The 21853-nt window shown below is 69.2% G+C and carries 18 protein-coding genes and 2 pseudogenes; 10 read left to right on the top strand and 10 right to left on the bottom strand.

Going from position 1 to position 21853, the window contains the following annotated elements; all coding sequences use genetic code 11:
- Positions 1 to 504: 504 nt before the first annotated feature.
- Positions 505 to 1914, bottom strand: a pseudogene (gene dnaA / locus OHA84_RS18530) (chromosomal replication initiator protein DnaA); the annotation flags it as partial.
- Between the two features lie 104 nt (positions 1915 to 2018).
- Positions 2019 to 2307: pseudogene (dnaA, locus tag OHA84_RS18535) on the bottom strand (chromosomal replication initiator protein DnaA); the annotation flags it as partial.
- 365 nt (positions 2308 to 2672) lie between these two features.
- On the opposite strand from dnaA (OHA84_RS18535), the gene rpmH reads away from it, so the two are divergent.
- From rpmH to OHA84_RS18580, 9 genes are all read left to right on the top strand, one after another.
- Positions 2673 to 2810 carry a 50S ribosomal protein L34 gene (gene rpmH, locus OHA84_RS18540; RefSeq protein WP_008741645.1) on the top strand — a complete coding sequence of 46 codons (138 nt, stop codon included), beginning with the start codon at positions 2673 to 2675 and terminating at the stop codon, positions 2808 to 2810.
- A 22-nt stretch (positions 2811 to 2832) separates the two neighbouring features.
- Positions 2833 to 3207 carry a ribonuclease P protein component gene (rnpA, locus tag OHA84_RS18545; RefSeq protein WP_078999676.1) on the top strand — a complete coding sequence of 125 codons (375 nt, stop codon included), beginning with the start codon at positions 2833 to 2835 and terminating at the stop codon, positions 3205 to 3207.
- Positions 3204 to 3485 carry a membrane protein insertion efficiency factor YidD gene (gene yidD / locus OHA84_RS18550; RefSeq protein WP_078950077.1) on the top strand — a complete coding sequence of 94 codons (282 nt, stop codon included), beginning with the start codon at positions 3204 to 3206 and terminating at the stop codon, positions 3483 to 3485. Before rnpA ends, yidD begins: the two co-directional genes overlap by 4 nt.
- Positions 3486 to 3488: 3 nt before the next feature.
- Positions 3489 to 4595: a membrane protein insertase YidC gene (yidC, locus tag OHA84_RS18555; protein ID WP_053683931.1), complete on the top strand. Its 1107-nt coding sequence runs from the start codon at positions 3489 to 3491 to the stop codon at positions 4593 to 4595.
- 14 nt (positions 4596 to 4609) lie between these two features.
- Positions 4610 to 5119, top strand: a complete 510-nt coding sequence (locus OHA84_RS18560; protein ID WP_053683933.1) for a R3H domain-containing nucleic acid-binding protein — start codon at positions 4610 to 4612, stop codon at positions 5117 to 5119.
- 110 nt (positions 5120 to 5229) lie between these two features.
- A complete protein-coding gene (gene rsmG / locus OHA84_RS18565) occupies positions 5230 to 5946 on the top strand; it encodes a 16S rRNA (guanine(527)-N(7))-methyltransferase RsmG (RefSeq protein ID WP_053683935.1) in 717 nt (238 codons plus the stop codon).
- A gap of 285 nt (positions 5947 to 6231) precedes the next feature.
- A complete protein-coding gene (locus OHA84_RS18570) occupies positions 6232 to 7323 on the top strand; it encodes a ParA family protein (protein WP_078999678.1) in 1092 nt (363 codons plus the stop codon).
- Positions 7320 to 8408 (top strand): ParB/RepB/Spo0J family partition protein, encoded by a 1089-nt coding sequence (locus OHA84_RS18575; protein ID WP_266970690.1) that lies wholly within the window; start codon positions 7320 to 7322, stop codon positions 8406 to 8408. Before OHA84_RS18570 ends, OHA84_RS18575 begins: the two co-directional genes overlap by 4 nt.
- A gap of 90 nt (positions 8409 to 8498) precedes the next feature.
- A complete protein-coding gene (locus OHA84_RS18580) occupies positions 8499 to 9122 on the top strand; it encodes a GNAT family N-acetyltransferase (protein ID WP_053683939.1) in 624 nt (207 codons plus the stop codon).
- Positions 9123 to 9206: 84 nt separating this feature from the next.
- Here OHA84_RS18580 and trxA read toward each other — a convergent pair whose 3' ends face one another.
- The 7 genes from trxA to OHA84_RS18615 all read right to left on the bottom strand — a co-directional run bounded on the left by trxA (position 9207) and on the right by OHA84_RS18615 (position 18863).
- Positions 9207 to 9551, bottom strand: a complete 345-nt coding sequence (trxA, locus tag OHA84_RS18585; RefSeq protein WP_053683941.1) for a thioredoxin — start codon at positions 9549 to 9551, stop codon at positions 9207 to 9209.
- Between the two features lie 54 nt (positions 9552 to 9605).
- Positions 9606 to 10565, bottom strand: a complete 960-nt coding sequence (trxB, locus tag OHA84_RS18590; protein ID WP_266970687.1) for a thioredoxin-disulfide reductase — start codon at positions 10563 to 10565, stop codon at positions 9606 to 9608.
- 124 nt (positions 10566 to 10689) lie between these two features.
- Positions 10690 to 11619 (bottom strand): anti-sigma factor, encoded by a 930-nt coding sequence (locus tag OHA84_RS18595; RefSeq protein ID WP_266970685.1) that lies wholly within the window; start codon positions 11617 to 11619, stop codon positions 10690 to 10692.
- On the bottom strand, positions 11616 to 12314 hold the full coding sequence (sigM, locus tag OHA84_RS18600; RefSeq protein ID WP_266970683.1) for an RNA polymerase sigma factor SigM: 699 nt from the start codon (positions 12312 to 12314) through the stop codon (positions 11616 to 11618). Before sigM ends, OHA84_RS18595 begins: the two co-directional genes overlap by 4 nt.
- Positions 12315 to 12510: 196 nt before the next feature.
- Positions 12511 to 14253 (bottom strand): protein kinase family protein, encoded by a 1743-nt coding sequence (locus OHA84_RS18605; protein ID WP_266948606.1) that lies wholly within the window; start codon positions 14251 to 14253, stop codon positions 12511 to 12513.
- Between the two features lie 117 nt (positions 14254 to 14370).
- Complete coding sequence (gene murJ, locus OHA84_RS18610; protein WP_266970681.1) at positions 14371 to 16548, bottom strand: murein biosynthesis integral membrane protein MurJ; 2178 nt, start codon at positions 16546 to 16548, stop codon at positions 14371 to 14373.
- Between the two features lie 47 nt (positions 16549 to 16595).
- Positions 16596 to 18863, bottom strand: a complete 2268-nt coding sequence (locus tag OHA84_RS18615; RefSeq protein ID WP_266948609.1) for a DUF6049 family protein — start codon at positions 18861 to 18863, stop codon at positions 16596 to 16598.
- A gap of 186 nt (positions 18864 to 19049) precedes the next feature.
- On the opposite strand from OHA84_RS18615, the gene OHA84_RS18620 reads away from it, so the two are divergent.
- Entirely contained in the window at positions 19050 to 20492 is a 1443-nt protein-coding gene (locus OHA84_RS18620) for a CCA tRNA nucleotidyltransferase (RefSeq protein ID WP_053683955.1), read from the top strand.
- 66 nt (positions 20493 to 20558) lie between these two features.
- Here OHA84_RS18620 and OHA84_RS18625 read toward each other — a convergent pair whose 3' ends face one another.
- A complete protein-coding gene (locus OHA84_RS18625; RefSeq protein WP_266970678.1) occupies positions 20559 to 21827 on the bottom strand; it encodes an MFS transporter in 1269 nt (422 codons plus the stop codon).
- Positions 21828 to 21853: the final 26 nt, after the last annotated feature.

Raw genomic sequence — 21853 nt, forward strand, 5'->3', positions numbered from 1 at the left:
GTCCCCAGCTTTTCCCCAGTACTCCACAGGCCAAACGTCGACTTCCGTGTGACCGCTTTCACTCCGGACGGTGACAGGGGGCTCCTGGTTGCCGAACAGTGGACAACGGTGTGGAGAAGTCATCCACGCCTGTGCACAGGATGCGGGAACCTGTGGGTCGGCGGTGGACAGAGAGGTGGACGAGGCTGTGGATACTTTTTTTGTCCACAGGCTGTGGATGGCCCTTGCTCACAATTCCACAGGCGGCTGAGCTGGGCTGATGAGCCCTCAACCTGCACTCCTGTGGACAGATTGTGGGTGACGGAACCCGTCCCCAGGCTGTGGACGGAAGAAAGTCGGCCAATCTGTGGATGACGCGCTCCGTTGGGGGCGTATTCGAACAGCGCAGGGGCGCGCGGACGAAGAAGGGCGCCCCCGCCGTGGTCCGGGAGCGCCCTGTAAACGGGTTTGAGGGGCCCTCACGGGACCTTCGTGGGGCCCGCGCACGGCTCCGGAGAGCCGGCGTCAGGCGTTCTTGATGCGGTTGGTGAGCTCCGTGACCTGGTTGTAGATGGAGCGTCGTTCCGCCATCAGGGCGCGGATCTTGCGGTCCGCGTGCATGACGGTGGTGTGGTCACGGCCGCCGAACTGCGCCCCGATCTTGGGGAGAGAGAGGTCGGTGAGCTCCCGGCAGAGGTACATGGCGATCTGTCGGGCGGTGACCAGGACCCGGCTGCGCGAGGAGCCGCAGAGGTCGTCGACGGTGAGCCCGAAGTAGTCCGCGGTGGCGGCCATGATGTCGGAGGCGGTGATCTCGGGCGCGCTGTCCTCTCCGCCCGGGATCAGGTTCTTGAGGACGTCCTCCGTCAGACCCAGGTCCACCGGCTGCCGATTGAGGCTGGCGAACGCCGTGACCCGGATCAGCGCCCCCTCCAACTCGCGGATGTTGCGCGAGATGCGGGAGGCGATGAACTCCAGTACCTCCGGCGGGGCGTTGAGCTGCTCCTGCACGGCCTTCTTGCGCAGGATCGCGATGCGGGTCTCCAGCTCGGGCGGCTGGACGTCGGTGATCAGGCCCCACTCGAAGCGGTTGCGCAGCCGGTCCTCCAGGGTGACCAGCTGCTTGGGCGGCCGGTCGGAGGACAGCACGATCTGCTTGTTGGCGTTGTGGAGCGTATTGAAGGTGTGGAAGAACTCCTCCTGCGTCGACTCCTTGCTCGCGAGGAACTGGATGTCGTCGACCAGCAGGATGTCCATCTCGCGGTAGCGCTTGCGGAAGGCGTCGCCCTTGCCGTCGCGGATGGAGTTGATGAACTCGTTCGTGAACTCCTCGGAGCTCACGTAGCGCACCCGGGTGCCGGGATAGAGGCTCCGCGCGTAATGCCCGATGGCGTGCAGCAGGTGCGTCTTGCCGAGCCCCGACTCCCCGTAGATGAAGAGGGGGTTGTACGCCTTCGCCGGCGCCTCGGCGACGGCCACCGCGGCGGCGTGCGCGAAGCGGTTGGAGGCGCCGATGACGAAGGTGTCGAAGAGGTACTTGGGGTTCAGCCGGGCGGTCGGCTCCAGCGGCCCCGAAGTGGAGCCGCCGGACGGGGCCGAGGGCGCCGGCCGGTTGGGGATCTGGCGCTGCTGGGGCTGCTCGTACTGCTGGCGTTCGTACCCGTGCTGCTGGTGCGAGTCCTGCTGCTCGTACGAGGACTGCTCGTACTTCTGTTGCTCGTAGCCGCCCTGGTCGTACCCCGAGGGCTCGGACTGCTGGAGGTAGCCGGGCTGGGGGGAGGCGTACGGATCGCGTTCGGGGAAGCCGCCGAGACGGGGCTGCTGCCAGCCGTAGTCTTCCTGTTGACCGCCGCGGGGCCAGGCGCCGGGCTCGGGGCGCTGCTGCTGGTAGTCCGGGTAGGCGGGCCGGGCGGTCGGCAACTGGTCGTCGCCGGGACCGGTGTGACCCCCGGGACCGTTGTGACCCGTGTGACCGGTGTGGCCGCCGGAGCGCTGGCCGCCGTACGGTTCGTAGGACTCGCGCTGCTGCGAGGAGGGGGTGGGCGCCGGCTCGCCGGCGGAGTCGTCCACCGTGATCGCGATGCGGATCGGGCGCCCGCACTCGCGACTGAGCGCGTCACTGATGAGCGGCGCGAGGCGGCCTTCGAGAACCCGCTTGCCCCATTCGTTGGGGACGGCCAGCAAGGCGGTGTCGGCGACGAGCGCGAGGGGCTGGCAGCGTTCGACCCACTGCTTGTCCTTCGGCTCGATACCTTGCTGCCCCTCTCCGAGGAGCTTCTCGAGCACGCGTGGCCACACTGCGGCAAGATCGGCAGGTACGTCAGCCACAGAGCACGCTCTCTCACAGGTCCCGGTCCCACGAATGTGTGGTTCTTGGGGACGGTCGGGACAAAAAATCCGGGATCAGTCAACGGTAGTCAGGCCGGTGGGTAGGGTTCAAGTCGTTGTCCACAGCCTGTGCACAGTGTGGGGCCACCGAGGCTCGGTTTGACCGGATGGCGTAGCCGCGCGTACCGTGACGAGGTCGAGTTGTCGATGGCTGCTGCCGCCTGCCTACCGATGGGCGAAGATCACACACAGTGATCATGTAGCGGTGCCACTCGGGCGAACACGCGAGTTTCATCTCCTTCGTGGGCGCACGGTGACAGCCAGGCGATGTCCCGCCACAACGATTCATTCTCTGGAGCCCCCGAGTGAGCAAGCGCACCTTCCAGCCGAACAACCGCCGTCGTGCCAAGACCCACGGCTTCCGCCTGCGGATGCGTACCCGTGCCGGCCGCGCGATTCTCGCGAACCGCCGCGGCAAGGGCCGCGCCGCCCTTTCCGCGTAACCCACACGCAGGTCGTGACGTCGTGCTGTCTCCCGAAAATCGGCTGAGGCGGCGCGAGGACTTCGCGAGCGCGGTACGACGGGGCCGGCGGGCAGGACGCCCGCTTCTCGTCGTACACCTACGTACCAGCGGTGCAACGGACCCGCACGAGCCGGGGGAGATCGATCCCTCGACGCGTGCGGGTTTCGTCGTCAGCAAGGCTGTCGGCAACGCTGTCGTACGTAACCGGGTCAAGCGCCGTTTGCGCCATCTTGTCCGCGAACGGCTCCCCCAGCTCCCCGCCGGTAGCCTGGTGGTGGTGCGGGCCTTGCCCGGTTCGGGTGACGCCGGCCTCGACGAGCTGGCCCGTGACCTGGATGCCGCCATGCAGCGGCTACTGGGAGGCGCGGCTCGATGAAGTACCCGCTGCTCGCTTTGATCAAGCTGTACCAGTGGACGATCAGTCCGCTGCTCGGGCCGGTGTGCCGTTACTACCCCTCGTGCTCGCACTACGGGTTCACGGCCATCGACCGGCATGGTGCGGTGAAGGGGACGGTTCTGACCGCCTGGCGGATCCTGCGGTGCAATCCGTGGTCCCCGGGTGGTGTGGATCATGTCCCACCCCGGAAACGCCCGCGTTGGCACGAGCAGCTGCGCAGTGCGTTGCGTAGATCTCGCAATGCTCAAGGAGCCTGATTAGTGGACACGATTGCCAGTCTGTTCAGCTTTATCACCACACCCGTGTCATGGATCATCGTCCAGTTCCACACGGTGTACGGCGCGATCTTCGGCGCCGACAGTGGATGGGCCTGGGGCCTGTCCATCGTGTCCCTGGTGATCTTGATTCGTATCTGCCTGATCCCGCTCTTCGTGAAGCAGATCAAGTCGACGCGTGGCATGCAGGCGCTCCAGCCGAAGATGAAGGCGATCCAGGAGCGCTACAAGAACGACAAGCAGCGTCAGTCCGAAGAGATGATGAAGCTGTACAAGGAGACGGGTACCAACCCGCTCTCCTCGTGCCTTCCGATCCTCGCGCAGTCGCCGTTCTTCTTCGCGCTCTACCACGTGCTCGCGAACATCGCCAACGGCAAGCCGATCGGCTACATCAACGAGTCGCTGCTGGTGAGCGCCCAGAAGGCACACATCTTCGGAGCCCCGCTCGCCGCGAAGTTCACGGACAGCGCCGAGAAGATCGCCAGCCTGGACGCCTCGGTGACCAGCGTCCGCGTCGTGACCGCGGTCATGATCGTGATGATGTCGCTGTCGCAGTTCTACACGCAGCGCCAGCTGATGCAGAAGAACGTCGACCTCTCGGTCAAGACGCCGTTCATGCAGCAGCAGAAGATGCTGATGTACATCTTCCCGGTGATCTTCGCCGTCATGGGCATCAACTTCCCCGTCGGTGTCCTCGTCTACTGGCTGACCACGAACCTGTGGACCATGGGCCAGCAGATGTACGTGATCAACCAGAACCCGACGCCGGGAAGCAAGGCCCAGGACCAGTACCTGACCCGCCTGGTCAAGCACGTCACCACGCACGGCACCATCAAGGGCCGCGGCAAGAAGAAGATCGTCGCCGCGATCGTGGCCAAGGGCCCGGACCGCAACGACAACGAGCGCAAGTTCATCACCGCGCTGACGAAGCAGGGCATGGCCGCGCAGGCGGACGGCTCCGTGATCAAGAGTTCTGAGGCCACGGCCGATGAGGACGCGGCGAGCGGCGGTGTCGCGACCAAGCGGCAGCAGCCCAAGCGGCAGACGAAGTCGAAGCGTCAGACGCCCCCCAGCAAGCCCTCCAAGAAGTAGAAGGAGCCCCTCCCGTGACGGAAGGCACCACCACCGCCGCCGCTGAGGGCGGCGACACCCTCACCCGCCTCGAGCAGGAGGGCGAGATCGCGGCCGACTACCTTGAGGGCCTGCTGGACATCGCCGACCTGGACGGCGACATCGACATGGACGTCGAGGCGGACCGCGCCGCGGTGTCGATCGTCAGCGACTCGGCTCGCGACCTGCAGAAGCTCGTGGGCCGCGACGGTGAGGTCCTGGAGGCCCTGCAGGAACTGACCCGCCTCGCCGTGCACCGCGAGACCGGGGACCGCAGCCGGCTGATGCTGGACATCGCCGGGTTCCGCGCCAAGAAGCGCGAGGAACTGGCCGTGATCGGCGCCCAGGCCGCGGCGGACGTGAAGGCGTCCGGTGAGCCGCTGAAGCTGGCTCCCATGACCCCCTTCGAGCGCAAGGTCGTTCACGACGCCGTGGCGGCCGCCGGTCTGAAGAGCGAGTCCGAGGGCGAGGAGCCGCAGCGCTTCGTCGTTGTGCTTCCGGCCTGACCGGAAGAGCGTGAGGTCGGCCCCGTCTGTGTCGCAGGCGGGGCCGATGTTTGTAAGCCTGGCAGTGCCCGTTGTTCGAAGAGTGAGTTCTGTACGGAAGGACGGTCCCCGTGACGGAGGCAGCTGAGCTTCCCCCGGCGCCCGAAGAGGCGCGTGCGGTATTCGGCGAGTTTTTCCCGGAAGCCGTGCGGTACGCGGAGCTGCTGGCGGACGCGGGGGTCCAGCGCGGTCTGATCGGCCCCCGTGAGGTGCCCAGGTTGTGGGAGCGGCACCTGTTGAACTGCGCGGTCCTCTCCGAGGTCGTGCCCGAAGGCGTCACCGTGTGCGATGTGGGCTCCGGCGCCGGTCTCCCCGGAATCCCCCTGGCGCTGGTGCGCCGGGATCTGAAGATCACGTTGCTGGAACCGCTGCTGCGTCGGACGAACTTCCTCCAGGAAGCCGTGGAGCTGCTGGGTCTCGACCACGTCACCGTGGTGCGCGGCCGGGCCGAGGAGGTCCTCGGCAAGGTGCAGCCCGTGCACGTGGTGACGGCGCGCGCGGTGGCCCCGCTCGACCGGCTGGCCGGCTGGGGTGTTCCCCTGCTGCGCCCGTACGGAGAGATGCTGGCGCTCAAGGGTGACACCGCCGAGGAGGAGCTGGTGGCGGCGAAGGTCGCGCTGGCGAAGCTCGGTGTGGTGAAGACCTCGGTTCTGCACGTGGGCGAGGGCGTCGTGGACCCCCTGTCCACGGTGGTGCGGGTCGAGGTGGGCGAGAGCCCCGGCGGGGTGAGGTTCGCGGCCAAACGGGCCAAGGCCGCCCGGACGAGTCGTACGCGCCGCCGCCGCTGACGGACGCCGAGTACCACCGACCGCTGAAATCCCCGAGTGTTCTGCGGGGATTTCAGGCGTGTTGGGGCCTATCGGCAGGGGCGCCGGAGTGTCGGAGGGAGCTTGCGACTCCGTCCGGGCATCGTGTTTCACGTGAAACGTCGCTCTCTGCTGCACGGAATCATCAGCCGCGGTCGTGCGGCTGCGTCCCCCCGCGAACGCAAGGCCGCAGGGGGGACGGAGTTGTCCACATCGGTGGATTCATCCACAGGAGTTCGGGCCCCGCTGGTTCGCGGCCCCGGTGACATGGCAGGCTCTGTTCATCGCGAGCCTGATGTCGAGGAGAGTGACACCGTGCGGTCCGACGCCAACCTCGCGGGGCCGATGGCCGATCCGGTCCCTGGTCCCCGCTCTGAATCGCCGGGCGAGGATGTTTCACGTGAAACATCGCCTCCGCCCCTAGTGGACAACGAAGACACACCCATCGGTCGAGCCGCCCAGATCGCGGTCGACGCGCTGGGCCGTGCGGGTGAACGCCTTCCTCGACCCGCGCAGACGCGGGTCATGGTGGTGGCGAACCAGAAGGGCGGCGTGGGCAAGACCACGACGACCGTCAATCTGGCGGCCTCGCTGGCCCTGCACGGTGCGCGGGTGCTGGTGATCGACCTCGACCCGCAGGGCAACGCCTCCACGGCCCTGGGCATCGACCATCACGCGGACGTGCCGTCCATCTACGACGTGCTCGTGGACAGCCGGCCCCTGCTGGAGGTCGTCCAGCCGGTGGTGGACGTGGAGGGCCTGTTCTGTGCCCCGGCGACGATCGACCTGGCGGGTGCCGAGATCGAGTTGGTGTCTCTGGTCGCCCGCGAGAGCCGGCTCCAGCGGGCGATCCAGGCGTACGAGCAGCCGCTGGACTACATCCTGATCGACTGCCCGCCCTCACTGGGGCTGCTGACGGTGAACGCCATGGTCGCGGGCGCCGAGGTACTGATCCCGATCCAGTGCGAGTACTACGCCCTGGAGGGTCTGGGGCAGCTGCTGCGCAACGTCGATCTGGTGCGGGCCCACCTGAACCCGACGCTGCACGTGTCGACGATCCTGCTGACCATGTACGACGGCAGGACACGGCTGGCCTCGCAGGTGGCGGACGAGGTGCGCACGCACTTCGGCAAGGAGGTGCTGAGGACCAGCATCCCGCGCTCGGTGCGCATCTCCGAGGCGCCGAGCTACGGGCAGACGGTTCTCACGTACGACCCGGGCTCCAGCGGAGCCCTTTCCTACCTGGAAGCCGCGCGGGAGATCGCGCTGCGGGGGGCCGGAATCCATTACGACGCCCAGCACGCCCATCTGGGCGCGGGCACGAACAGCACGCAGAGCATGGCGGAGGGGATCCAGTGAGTGAGCGACGTAGGGGGCTGGGACGGGGGCTCGGCGCGCTGATTCCCGCAGCTCCGCAGGAGAGGACACCGGCGGCCGGGGACGGCTCGACGCCTCAGGCGGCCGGGCAGGTGTTGACGTCCGAACGCGGTATCGCGGCGGCGAAGCTCGCGGCGCTGGCGCAAGCCGATGTTTCACGTGAAACATCGGAGGCGGCCACGTCGGTGCGGGTGCCGGAGCAGGCGGCGCCGACGGCCAACGAGGTGGCCGGGGCGACGTTCGCGGAGCTTCCGATGGACGCGATCGTGCCGAACCCGCGGCAGCCGCGTGATGTGTTCGACGAGGACGCGTTGGCGGAGCTCGTGACCTCCATCCAGGAGGTGGGCCTGCTCCAGCCGGTGGTGGTGCGGCAGTCCGCGCCGGGTCGCTATGAGCTGATCATGGGCGAGCGGCGTTGGCGTGCGTGCCGGGAGGCCGGACTGGACTCCATCCCGGCGATCATCCGGGCCACGGACGACGAGAAGCTGCTTCTGGACGCGCTCCTGGAGAACCTGCACCGGGCGCAGCTCAATCCCCTGGAGGAGGCGGCCGCGTACGACCAACTGCTCAAGGACTTCAACTGCACGCACGACCAGCTGGCCGACCGGATCGGGCGTTCGCGTCCGCAGGTGTCGAACACGCTGCGACTGCTGAGGCTTTCCGCCTCGGTGCAGCGTCGGGTCGCGGCGGGTGTCCTGTCCGCCGGGCACGCGCGGGCCCTCCTGTCCGTGGAGGACTCCGAGGTCCAGGACAAGCTGGCGCACCGGATCGTCGCCGAGGGGCTGTCGGTGCGCGCGGTCGAGGAGATCGTGACGCTGATGGGCTCGGAGCCGTCGAGCGGTGTGAAGCCGAAGGGTCCTCGGGCCGGAGCCCGGGTGGCGCCGGCGCTGAGTGAGTTGGCGACGCGGCTGTCGGACAGGTTCGAGACCCGGGTGAAGGTGGACCTGGGCCAGAAGAAGGGCAAGATCACCGTCGAGTTCGCCTCGATGGAGGATCTGGAGCGGATTCTGGGGACCCTCGCACCGGGCGAGGGTCGGGTGCTCGACCAGGGTCTCTCCGGGGAGTAGACGCAGGGCTTCGACAGTGGAGCCGAGGGGCGGGTCGTGCCGGGTGTCCGGTACGACCCGCCCCTTTGTCGCAGCGGATACGATGCGTGTATGGGTCGTCGGTTGGTGCCGCTCACGCTGGACAACCTCCAGGATCTGCCCCGACGTTGCCGCGCCTGCGTGTTCTGGGAGCTCGATCCGGTCACCGGTGAGGCCGCCGTGAAGGCGGGTACTCCGGAGCTGGAGAAGGAGGCGTGGATCTCCGCCGTCCTGCTGGAGTGGGGCTCGTGCGGCCGAGTGGTCTACGTCGACGAGGTGCCGGTGGGCTTCGTGCTCTACGCACCACCGGCGTACGTGCCGCGTGCTGCTTCGTTCCCCACCAGCCCGGTGTCTCCGGACGCGGTGCAGTTGATCACGGCGTGGATCATGCCCGGATACCAGGGCCAGGGCCTGGGGCGGGTCATGGTCCAGACGGTCGCGAAAGACCTGCTGCGGCGGGGCTTCCGGGCGATCGAGGCATTCGGGGACGCACGCTGGGAACGTCCGGCCTGTCTGCTGCCGGCGGACCATCTGCTGTCGGTGGGCTTCAAGACGGTACGGCCGCACCCGGCGCACCCGAGGTTGCGGCTGGAGCTGCGCTCGACGCTGTCGTGGAAGGAAGACGTGGAGTTGGCGCTGGACCGGCTGTTGGGCGGAGCCCGTGCGCGCAAGGAGCCGGCGCTGCGCCCGTTGTGAAGCGGGCATGCGAAGTGAACCGGGTATGCGAACGGGGCCGCCCCCTTCAGGGGCGGCCCCGTTTCACGTGAAACAAGCGGTGGATCAGCCGACGGGCTTGATGGTGACGAAACCATCGAGGTCGCGCAGGATGGCGGCCTTCGGCTTGGCACCGACGATGGTCTTGACGACCTCGCCGCCCTGGTAGACGTTCAGGGTCGGGATGGACATGACGCCGTACTTGGCGGCGGTGTCCGGGTTCTGGTCGATGTTCAGCTTGACGATCTCGATCTCGTCGCCGTACTCGGCCGCGATGGCCTCCAGGGACGGGGCGATCTGGCGGCACGGGCCGCACCATTCGGCCCAGAAGTCCACCAGGACGGGCTTGTCACTGGCCAAGACGTCCTGATCGAAGCTGGCGTCGGTCACGGTCTTGAGGGTGCCGGCCACAGCGGCCTCCTTATTTCCTTCTGCGGGGTGTGCGGGGTGTGGGGTGGTGCTGGATCAGACGGCCGCGTGGGCCTTCTCGGCGTCCGCCACCGCGGCGAGGAAGCGCTCCGCGTCGAGGGCGGCCGAGCAGCCGGTGCCGGCGGCGGTGATCGCCTGACGGTAGGTGTGGTCCACGACGTCGCCGGCGCCGAAGACACCGGTGAGGTTGGTGCGCGTGGACGGCGCGGCGACCTTGAGGTAGCCCTCGTCGTCCAGGTCCAACTGCCCCGTGAACAGCTCGGTACGCGGGTCGTGGCCGACGGCGATGAAGAGGCCGGTCACGGGCAGCTCGGAGGTCTCACCGGTCTTGGTGTTGCGCAGGGTGAGACCGGAGAGCTTCTGCTCGCCGTGGATCTCGGCGACCTCGCTGTCCCAGGCGAACTTGACCTTCGGGTCGGCGAAGGCGCGGTCCTGCATGGTCTTGGAGGCGCGCAGGCTGTCGCGACGGTGGACGATGGTGACGCTCTTGGCGAACCGGGAGAGGAAGGTCGCCTCCTCCATCGCGGTGTCGCCGCCGCCGACGACGGCGATGTCCTGGTCCTTGAAGAAGAACCCGTCACAGGTGGCGCACCAGGAGACACCGCGGCCGGACAGGGTGTCCTCGTTCGGCAGGCCGAGCTTGCGGTGCTGGGAACCGGTGGTGACGATGACGGCCTTGGCACGGTGGACGGTGCCGGCGGTGTCGGTGACGGTCTTGATGTCGCCGGTGAGGTCCACGGCCACGACGTCGTCGGGCACGAGTTCGGCGCCGAAGCGCTCGGCCTGACCGCGCATGTTGTCCATGAGGTCAGGACCCATGATGCCGTCCTGGAAGCCGGGGAAGTTCTCGACCTCGGTGGTGTTCATGAGCGCACCGCCGGCGGTGACGGCGCCCTCGAAGACCAAGGGGTTGAGCGAAGCGCGTGCGGTGTACAGGGCGGCCGTGTAACCGGCCGGCCCGGAGCCGATGATGATCACGTTTCGTACGTCGCTCACGGGTTCTTTCCTCGTCTCTGCGGACTGCGTGCTGCCTACCGGGGGCCGGTGCGGACCTTCACCCCACCCAACGGATCCTACGGCGCGCGCATTCCCCACTTTTCCCCGTGCCGTCCCGAACGTGTCAGGTCCGCGGGTAGGTCCTGGTCAGGAGGGGCTTCTCCGGGGCTGCCGGAGCGGTTTCACCACCACAGCCGGCGTCGACCAGATAGGCGTCCGCCCTGGCGGGGTCACCGGGGTGCGGAAGGACGACTAGGTACACGTCGGTGCCCCGGTAGGTGCCGCGTTCGGTGGCGATCGGGGTGTCCGGCCGGCCGGTGGCGGCCCGCACGCACGGGGGGACCGGCGCGGCCCGCCGGTCGGAGGGCGCCACCCCGGAAGGAGGAGCGTTCTCCATTCCGTACGTGTTGTTCTTCTCCCCCTGCACGCCCGGGTCTTGCTTCCCCGAGGCGAGCAGTTGCCGGACGCTCTCCTGGAGCCCCTGCGCCGTGTAGGTGCCCTCGTCGGGCCTGCTGGTCGAGGTCGCCGCGTCGCTGCGACCGGCGGTGCTCTGGGGACGCGTGCCGTCGAGCCCGTTGACGAGGAGGATTCCGAGAGCGCAGGCCGCCGCTCCGGCCAGCCCGGCGATGACCGCGATCCGGCGGCGGGCGCGGCGACGCCCGGGGCCGGTTGGGCCGGTCGGGTGACCACCGGGTCGGCGGGCCTCGGATCCGGGGACTCGGGAGGGCGATGTTTCACGTGAAACATCGCTGTCGCTGTCGGGCGCCTGAGCGGGCCGGGGCTCGGCGTGGTGCGCGGTGGACCCGAGCAGCGCTTCGGCGGCGAGAGCGGCGTCGATCCGGCCCGCGACGTCGGACGGCATCCGGGCGGGGCCGGGAAGGGTGCCGAGCAGGGCGCGGATTTCCTCAAGGGAGGCACGCACATCGGCGCACAGGGCACACGTGTCGAGGTGCCGGCGTACCTCGACGGCGCGCGACGGCGAGAGCAGCCCTTCGGTCAGGTCGGAGATCTCCGAGACGTCCGGGTGCCGGATCGTGCCGGTTGTGGGGCTCACGGACGTCCACCTCCGCCCTTCACTGCGTCTGGGTCTGGATGCCGGGGGTCTGCCGCTGGTGGGACGGATGGGCCCGGCGTCCGGTTCCTTCCCCGCTCGGTGGCGGTGTTATCCCCGGCATTCGTGCGCAGATGAGTGAGCATCGGAACGAGTTTCGCCCGGCCCCGCGCACAGCGGCTCTTCACGGTGCCGGTCGGCACGTCGAGCAGGCGGGCGGCTTCGGCGACGGGGTATCCCTGCATGTCGACGAGGACCAGCGCGGCCCTCTGATCGGCCGGGAGGGTGCCGAGGGCGGCCAGTAGCTCGCGATGGAGGTCCTGGCGCTCCGCGGGGGCCTCCGCGGACTCGTGGGGCTCCAGGAGCCGCTCCAGCCGCTCCGTGTCGTCGAGCGGGGAGGTCTTGCGGGTGGCCGCCTTGCGGGCGCGGTCGAGGCAGGCGTTCACGGTGATCCGGTGCAGCCAGGTCGTGACCGCCGAGTCACCCCGGAACGTGTGGGCGGCCCGGTAGGCGGAGACCAGGGCGTCCTGCACGGCGTCGGCCGCCTCCTCGCGGTCACCGAGGGTGCGCAGGGCGACGGCCCACAAGCGGTCGCGGTGACGGCGTACGAGTTCGCCGAAGGCGTCGGGGTCCCCGTCGACGTGCAGGGCCAGCAGTTCCTGGTCGCTGTGGCCGTCGGCCGTTGCTTCGTGCGTCACACCTCGCTCCCTTCCGGGATGGAGATTAGGGCCTGCGTGGGTCGAGCACGAGGGCCACTGGGGGACGAGCGGCCGGATACGGGTCCCGGTGCCTGCCGGGAGAGGCCGGCGCCATGGCCTCGGGGCACATGAGGAAGCCGCGCGGCCGACGGGGTGCGTTCCGTGCGGCGCGGCGGCTTCGTCATGGGGTGAGGGGTCAGGAGGTCGTACCGAGGATCTTGATCTCGTTGATGCCGCCCCGGTAGTCGCCGGAACTCTCGGGCGGAAGTTCGGTGACGTGGACCAGCAGGTAGCGGGCCCGGACCGGCTTCTCCAGGGTGCTCTGAAGCTTCTTCCCGGCCTTCTCCAGCTTGGTGACCGGCTGGGTGAAGTCGGAGAACGAATCGGGCGACGAGGCGTCGGGGGCCGCGGCGCGGACCTGGATCCGCTGGCCGGCCGCGTAGAGGTCCAGGTCGACACCGGTGACGTTCCGGACGCTGCCCAGGTCGACGATGATGCCGCTGCCGTTCTTGCGGTTGTCCAGGTTGCCGAAGTTGGCGGAGCCCACGTATCGGGGGGTGATCCAGGCGGAATCGGGGTCGCCGTCGACGGTCTTGCCGGCGTCCTCCGGCTTCACCGCGTCCCCGCCGGGGGCGATCACGCGGGCGTCCGAGATGGACAGTGGTTTGCCGGGTTCCGGCTTCTTCGGGGTGTCGTCCGTCGAGTCCGTCTGCGTGTTGGTCTCGCCGCCGCTGTTGCCGCCCCGGTTGATGCGGTCCAGGAGGGTGTCGGCGAGCTGCCAACTGCCCAGACCGAGCGCGACGATCAGCAGGGCGGCGACGCTCCACTTGAGGGCGCGGCCGGTGCGGCTCTGCAACGGGGGCGGCGGGGGCGTGACGGAGTGGCTCTGGACGGTCGGCAGGCCCATGGGCGTGGGCCGTCCGTAGCTGCCCTGCTGGTAGGTGGTCTGCTGGTACTCGGGCGGCGCCGTGAAGGCGGGCTCCGGCGGCCGGATGCGGGGCATCGCCGCGACCGCCTTGGCCAGCTCCTCCGGGGTGGTGAAGGCGGGCTCCTGGCGAGAGGCCGTGGCCCCGTCGTTGGCGAGGGCCCGCATGGCGAGTTCGCCGAGGCCCCGGTGGACGCCGGCGCGCACCTGATCGGGAGCGATCAGGCCGACGCCCTTGGGCAGGCCCGCGAGGCCGTACGCGTCGTTCTCGTACGGCCAGCGCTGGGTGAGGGCGGCGTACAGGAGCGCGCCCACGGCCTCGGTGTCGGCCTGCTGCGGGGTGTCGCTGGTGATGCCGCGCAGGGCGGCGTTCACGGCCAGCCCGCGGATCCGGTACTGGCCCGAGGAGGTGCGGAGTATCGCGCTGGGCGTCAGCCGCAGATGGGCCAGACCCTCGCGGTGCGCGGCCGTCATGGCCTGGGAGACCTGGCTGACCAGCTGGTAGGCCTCGTGGGCCTCAAGCGGCCCCAGGGCGAGGATCGAGGTCAGCTCGGTGGCGTCGGGCAGCCACTCGTGGACGACGTAGACCAGGTCGTTCTCCTCCACGGCGTCGAGGACCTGGACGAACCGGGGGTCACCGAGCAGGGCGGAGGAGCGGGCGGCGGCCAGCACGGCCCGCGCCCGGGGGTGGTCGGCGGGCAGCAGGTGGACGCCCACCGCGCGGCGGAGCTTCTCGTCCATCGCGCGCCAACTGCTGAATCCGTCCAGACGGGTGACGCACTCCTCCAGCCGGTAGCGTCTGGCGAGCTTGTGACCGCTGTGGAGTTCGGGAGCGGCCACCGGGGCCGGGGCCGGGTTGATGCGTTCGCCATCCGTTTCGGGCATGGAACCGTCCGCGGCTCGTCCGTTCTGCGTGTCCACCCCGTCGGCCGTGGCCTTGGCCGCTTCTGCGGCCGACGGCTCGTCGCCGCCGTTGTCGGCCACGTCGACGGCAGCTGTACTACGTTCCGCCACCGTCGTCCCTGCCTCCCCATCCGTTGCGCGCTGTCGGCCAGTCTGCGAAGCCATGCCAATTGTGCCCACAGTCCGACGCTATGCACGACACGCGATGGGGCCCGACGGTTGTGCGCATCAGCGACCCAAACGTCCGCGGATCATTCCGACCATCGAGTTCAGCTCTTCGACGCGCATCCGCTTCGCGGCGACGAGGAAGACGGCGGCCAGGGCGATGAAGCCGGTGACCAGCGCCGCGAGGGAACCGCCGGCTCCGTTCCCCAGCAACTGGGTGACCCCGTACGCCACGGCGCCCGCCACGACGGCCGCGGGGACACAGGCTCCGATGAGACGGGTGTAGGTGCGCATCACGTGGGCACCGTCGAGATCGCCGCCGAGCCGGGTGCGCAGTCGGCGCCAGGCCACGCCGACACCGACCGCGTAGCCGAGGCCGTAGGCGGCGGCCATGCCGACGACGGCCCAGCGCTCGGGGAGGACCAGGAAGGCGATGACGGAGACGCCCGCGTTCACGGCGGCGACGATGACCGTGTTGTAGAAGGGCGTGCGGGTGTCCTCGTAGGCGTAGAAGCCACGCAGGACGACGTACTGCACGGAGTACGGGATCAGGCCCAGGCCGAAGGCCATGAGGATGAAGCCGATGTTCTGGGCGTCGTCCGCGCCGGAGCCGGCGTAGAGCAGCGTGGCCATCGGGACACCGAGCGCGAGGAACGCGAAGGCACAGGGCACGATCGCGACGGCTGAGGTGCGCAGACCGTAGGAGATGTCGTCGCGGACCGCGGCGGCGTCGCCGTCGTGGGCGGAACGGGAGATGCGCGGCAGGACCGCGGTCATGACCGAGACGGTGATGATGGCCTGGGGCATCTGCCACAGCAGCAGCGCGTAGTTGTAGCCGGTGATGCCGGTACCGCCGTGGCCCTGCTTGGCGGCGACCTCGCCCGCCCAGGTGGCGAGCTGGGTGACGACGACGAGACCGATCTGGTTGGCGAGGACGAAGAAGAACGTCCACTTGGCCAGGCCCGCGGCCTTGCCCAGACCGTGGCCCTTCCAGTCGAAGCGCAGGCGCGGCCTGAAGCCGGCGTCGCGCAGGTACGGAATCATCGCGAGGGACTGGACCACGAGGCCGAGCAGGGTGCCCAGCCCCAGCAGGCGCACGCCCTCGGGGGTGATGCCGGCTTCGTTCATGCCGGTGGAGGTGAACCCGCCGAACGCCCAGATGAAGGCGCCGAACGTGGCGATGACGACGACGTTGTTGAGGACCGGCGTCCACATCATCGCGCCGAACCGACCGCGGGCGTTGAGGATCTGACCGAGGACCACGTGCACGCCCATGAAGAACATGGTGGGCAGGCAGTAGTGGGCGAAGGAGACCGCGACGTCCATCCGGTCCGGGTTGTCGGCGATCGTCGGCGACATCATCGTGATGAACACCGGGGCCGCGAGCACGCAGATGACGGTGACCGCGCCCAGCAGGACCACGACCAGGGTCAGCAGCCGGTTGGCGTACGCCTCCCCGCCGTCCTCGTCGTTCTTCATCGCGCGGACGAGCTGCGGGATGAAGACGGCGTTCAGCGCACCGCCGCCGACGAGGACGTAGATCATCGTCGGCAGCGTGTTGGCGACCTGGTAGGTGTCGTTCAGGGTGACGACGCCGATGGCGCCGCCGATCACGAGCGTGCGCAGGAAGCCGGTGATGCGGGAGACGATCGTGCCGGCGGCCATCAGCGCGCTGGACTTGAGCAGGCCGGAGGCCTTCCCGGCGGGCTTGGTCGGTGCCGGGGTGGCGACGGGCGCCTCCTCGGTGACCGTCCGCGGGGCGGCTTCCTGGTCCCGGTAGAGGTGCGCGAAGGCGTCGGGTGCCGGCTGGTCGTCCGCGGTCTCGGTCACGAGCGAGTCCACACCGACGAAGCGGGTGGTCGTGGCGTGGTCCCCGTACGGCATGTGGCGGGACGGACCGTCCGGCTCGGGCGGCGGGGTCTGGGCCCAGACACGCGGATCCGGGCCGTGGGAGGGCGCCTGCGGGGCCGCGTAGAGCGGTCCTGCCTCCTGGTAGGTACCCGGCGGCGGCGGGGGGTGAGAGGCCCGGTCGTACATGACCTCGATGACCGGGTCCTGTGCGGACAGGTCCTGGGACCGGTACGGGTCGTAGTCGTAGGCATCCTGGACATACGGGTCGTGATCCGGCGCGGGTGCGGGCGGAGGGACCTGCCCGGGCACCGGGGTACCCGGAGCAGCGCCCTGCGCGGGCGACGGCCCACCAGTGCCCTGCGCGCGGTCACCGTCGTACGGCGCGTTCATCGAAACCCCACCTCATCGTCCCCAGGCCGACCGGCCACGGCATCGCATCAACGGTCCACTGTCTCACCCGCGCCGGACCCGCCGGCGCTTTGCGGTTCGGTGTCCGGGGACTCGTCACTCGGCTGCGTGCTCTCCTCGGCCGCGGTACGGGCCGCGACGCGCTTGCGACTGGCGTACATCTTGATGCCGGCCAGTACGAGGAGAAGCACACCACCTGCGATGACGAGCATCACGGTGGGGGTGACCTCGGTCGCCTCGACGGTGAACTTGCGCTCCTTGCCGTAGGGAACGCCCTGCTTGGTGAAGAGCTGCGCGGTGACCTCCACGGGACCACTCGCGGTCGCGTTGGCGGTGAACTTCAGCGTCTGACTGTGGTCGGCCTGGACGGTGACCTCCTGCTCGGCGACACCGCTGTCGTCGAACATCAGGCGGGTGGGATTGGCCGACCGCACCCGCAGGACCAGGTTGTGGACGTCCTGGACCAGGCTGTTCTGGACACTGACCGGGATGGTCGCGCTGTGTCCGGACAGCGTGGCGTCCGACTTGGGGATGACCTTGACCTTCTCGGTCAGGCCGATCAGGTACTCCTGCACCTGGTCCCGGTACACGCGGGCCTCCTCGGGGCGACCCCGCCAGGACGTGGACATCTCCCGGTTGGTGGTGTTCCCGAAGGGGATCTCCACGCGTTCCGGCGCCGCCAGGATGACCTTGAAGTGGTCGAGGGTGTTCTGCGTGGTGCGGATCTTCTCGAACGCCGAGACCGGCAGCTCCTGCTTGCTCAGGGACTCCGGGTACTGGCCGGCGCCCGGGACCTGCGTGGCCGCGCCCGGGTCGGGCTTGGCGGCCGCGGCGGCCTCCAGGTCGGAGGGCTGGGCCCAGCGTCCGTTCTGGAGCCCGCGCAGGGCCGCGGCCATCGTTCCCACCTGGCTGACGGACGGCATCCGCTGCGGGGTGACGACGAAGCTGCGCTGTTCTTCGGTGTTCTGGAGGTTGAGGGCCAGGGTGTGGGCGAGGAACCGCTGCACGGCGAGCGTGGAGTTCCCGGCGCTGAGCATGTCGCCCTGGAAGGCGGTGGAGAGCTGGGCGTCGGCGACGACGGCCGTGGTGCCCGCGCCGATGGGGCGGGCGGCCGAGGGCGTGTAGCCGAGGGAGCCGTTCTCCTGGAGGCTGTCGCTGCGGGTGAGCACGTTGTGCGCACCGGCCGAGGTGGCGACATTGACGATCGAGGGGTCGATGGCACCGTCCACGGGCCAGGAGAAGTCGGTGGACGGGGTGACGTGCAGGACCGTCTCGACGGCCTGCTTCGCCTTGTCGGTGGCCGGCCTCAGCTGGCCCAGGGTGCCGGACACGTCCTTGCCGTGGTGGGCGAGGGAGGCGATGTCGGGGTCGGCGAAGGGCAGCGCGACGACCTTCTTGCCCTGCACCGCGGTTTCGAGATCGCTCAGCCACTTCTCCGCGACGGCCTTGTTCTTGCCCTGGACGGGCTTCCCGGCAGGATCGGGATTGCGGATCCGGTAACCCTTGGCCATCGCGTCGACCGTGTAGAGCAGGTCGGGATCGATGACCCAGGTGATGGGGAGGTCCTTGCCGAGCGAGACCATCTGCCCGAGCCGGCCGGCGGGTCCCAGCTCGGCCGCGAGGGAGTCGTCGATGAAGACCGGGGTCTGTGTCTCGTCCGAGCCGGTCTCCGCCGTCACACGGGTGGTGGAGATCAACGGCCACGCGTACGTGAGGTTGGAGCGCTTGGCCGCGGCTTCGGGCTGCCACGGGAGGAAGGTCCGCTGAATGCCCAGGACCTGCTCGTACGGGCGGCCGGAGGTCTCCCCGGACACGGAGACGCCGAGCTGGTACACGCCGTCCTTGCCCAGGTCCAGCTTGTTGACCGGGACCTTGATCGTGAATTCCCGGCTGACCTTGGACGGCAGCGAGTCGATCTTCACGGCGAAGGCGGGGTCGATCTCGGCCGGATCGGTGCCGGGCCGGAACCCACTGCGGTCCGCGACGTCGTCGATCGCCGAGCGGTCACCGACGACGGGACCGACCCGCAGACCGACGTGTGCGCCCTTGATCGGTTCGTTGCCGTTGTTCACCACGGTGCCCGAAATGGTCAGCGTGTCGGTCTTGACCGGAGCGCTGGGTGCCACCTCGCTCAGCTGGACGTCCACGGGCGACTCGGCCGCCTGGGCCGGCGGGGCGGGGGCATAGACCAGAGCGGCCAGGACCGGTGTCCCGGCGAGCATGACGACTGCCCGCCGCAGCCAGCGGCGCCGGGCAGGAGCCGGAACCGCCCCCTGGATTTCTGCCGCCTCGGCCACGCGTTTCGCCCGTCCTCGAAGTGTCAGTGGTCGTCGTTTGTGCGTCCACGCATGGTAACGAGGCCCGCTGTGCGCGAGTGCCGCGCCTTGCTCCACATGATCGGCTCCGCTTCCGAGCCGGTGTGGGGCGGGGTGGCCGCAAAACGCGGCGGCCCGGACCGGGCAAGCCACGTACCCTTTTCTGTTGTGCCGAACGCCAATGAAGACAGCCCCAGTGCCCTGAGTCAGGTGCAGAGCCGCGCGGTCAGTGAACTGCTGCGGGTCGCCCCTGTCGCCGACGAACTCGGCCGCCGATTCCAGGAGGCCGGCTTCCGCCTGGCCCTGGTCGGAGGGTCCGTTCGGGATGCGCTGCTCGGGCGTCTCGGCAACGATCTCGATTTCACCACCGATGCCCGCCCCGAGGACGTCCTGAAGATCATCAGGCCGTGGGCCGACTCGGTCTGGGACGTGGGCATCGCCTTCGGCACCGTGGGAGCGCAGAAACTGGGCTTCCAGATCGAGGTGACCACCTACCGCTCGGAGTCGTACGACCGGACCTCGCGCAAGCCCGAGGTTTCCTACGGCGACTCGATCGAGGAGGATCTGGTCCGCCGGGACTTCACGGTGAACGCCATGGCGGTCGCGCTGCCCGAGAAGGTGTTCGTGGACCCGCACGGCGGCCTGGAGGACCTCCGGGAGGGCGTTCTGCGCACCCCCGGCACTCCGGAGGATTCCTTCTCGGACGACCCCCTGCGCATGTTGCGTGCGGCCCGGTTCGCGGCGCAGCTCGACTTCGAGGTCGCTCCGGAGGTCGTGGCGGCGATGAAGGAGATGTCCGAGCGGATCGAGATCGTCTCGGCGGAGCGGGTACAGGGCGAGCTGAACAAGCTGCTGCTGTCCGCACACCCCCGCAAGGGCCTGGGTCTGCTCGTGGACACCGGGCTGGCGGACCGGGTGCTCCCCGAGCTGCCCGCCCTGCGGCTGGAGAGTGACGAGCACCACCGTCACAAGGACGTCTACGACCACTCGCTGATCGTGCTGGAACAGGCGATCGACCTGGAGGAGGACGGCCCGGACCTCGTTCTGCGTCTGGCCGCCCTGCTGCACGACATCGGCAAGCCGCGCACCCGCCGGTTCGAGGGCGACGGTCGGGTCTCCTTCCACCACCACGAGGTGGTCGGAGCGAAGATGACCAAGAAGCGCATGACCGCGCTGAAGTACTCGAACGACATGATCAAGGACGTGTCCCGGCTCGTGGAGCTGCACCTGCGCTTCCACGGTTACGGGGACGGGGAGTGGACCGACTCGGCCGTGCGGCGCTACGTACGCGATGCCGGTCCCCTGCTGGAGCGGCTGCACAAGCTGACCCGGTCGGACTGCACCACCCGGAACAAGCGCAAGGCCAACGCGCTCTCCCGCACCTACGACGGTCTGGAGGAGCGCATCGCGCAGCTCCAGGAGCAGGAGCAACTGGACTCGATCCGGCCCGACCTGGACGGCAACGAGATCCAGCAGGTGCTGGGTGTCGGTCCCGGGCCGGTGATCGGCAAGGCCTACGCGTTCCTGTTGGAGCTGCGGCTGGAGAACGGACCGATGGAGCGTGACGCCGCCGTCACGGCTCTCAAGGAGTGGTGGGCCGGCCAGGCCTGAGGCGTCCGGGGCGGTCGATGTTTCACGTGAAACATCGACCGCCCCGACCCATCGCCCCCTGATGTTTCACGTGAAACGTCGCTCCTGGCGTCGCAGCAGCGCCGCGGTGAGCCCGTAGAGGAGAGCCACGCTCAGGATCAGGGTGACGGACTGCCCGTCTGCGGGAAGCATGAGCGAGGCCACGGCGGCCGCGCCGACGAAAGCGACGTTGAAGAGCACGTCGTAGACGGAGAACACCCGACCGCGGAACTCGTCGTCCACCTGGGACTGGATCACGGTGTCGGTGGAGATCTTGGCGCCCTGGGTGGCGAGCCCCAGGACGAAGGCCGCGACGAGCATCGGTCCGACGGCGAAGAACAGGCCGAGTGCCGGGACGAGCAGTGCCGCCGTCGCGGCGCAGACGGTGATCCAGCCCAGGTTGCCCAGACGCTCGACGATCCACGGCGTGACGATGGCGGCCGCGAAGAACCCGGCGCCGGAGACCCCGATCGCGATTCCCAGGAGGGCCAGCCCGTCGGACTCGTTGTCCGACCAGGAGTAGCGGCAGAGCATGAGCAGCATCACCAGGAGTGCGCCGTAGCAGAAGCGCATCATGGTCATCGCGGTGAGTGCCATGCGTGCGTCCCGGCGGTCGGCGAGATGACGCAGGCCTTCGGCCATGCCCCGCACCGTGAGGGCCACCCCCTCGGCGATGGACGGGTGGACCCGCCCGGGAGGCTGGTCGGGGCCGAGGAGATCGACGGCCAGCCGCAGGGAGACGAGCGCGGCGCAGAGGTAGAACGCGGCGCCGAGGAGCACCACGAGGGCGTTCGACTCGACGGCCAGCAGCCGTACGAGGAAGGCCAGGCCGCCGCCGGCGGTCGCCGCGAGGGTTCCGGCGGTGGGCGAGAGGGCGTTCGCGGTGACCAGTTGGTGGGGGCCGACGACCCGTGGCAGGGAGGCGGCGAGTCCGGCCAGGACGAAGCGGTTGACGGCGGTGACCGACAGCGCCGAGGCGTAGAACAGCCAGTCGGGGACGTGCGCGACGATCAGCACGCCGGTGACGCAGGCGAGGAAGGCCCGCAGCAGGTTGCCGTAGAGGAAGACCTGACGTCGCCGCCAACGGTCCAGCAGCACCCCGGCGAAGGGGCCGATCACCGAGTAGGGCAGCAGAAGCACGGCCATGGCCGAGGCGATGGCCGCGGGCGAGGTCTGCTTCTCCGGGGAGAACACCACGTAGGTGGCGAGTGCGACCTGGTACACCCCGTCCGCGGCCTGGGAGAAGAGCCGTACGGCGAGCAGGTTGCGGAAATCCCTCAGGCGCAGGAGTACGCGCAGATCACGTACGACGGGCATGAGGGAAAGGGTCACACACACCGAGG

This window comes from Streptomyces sp. NBC_00513 (assembly GCF_041431415.1).
Classification (GTDB): domain Bacteria; phylum Actinomycetota; class Actinomycetes; order Streptomycetales; family Streptomycetaceae; genus Streptomyces.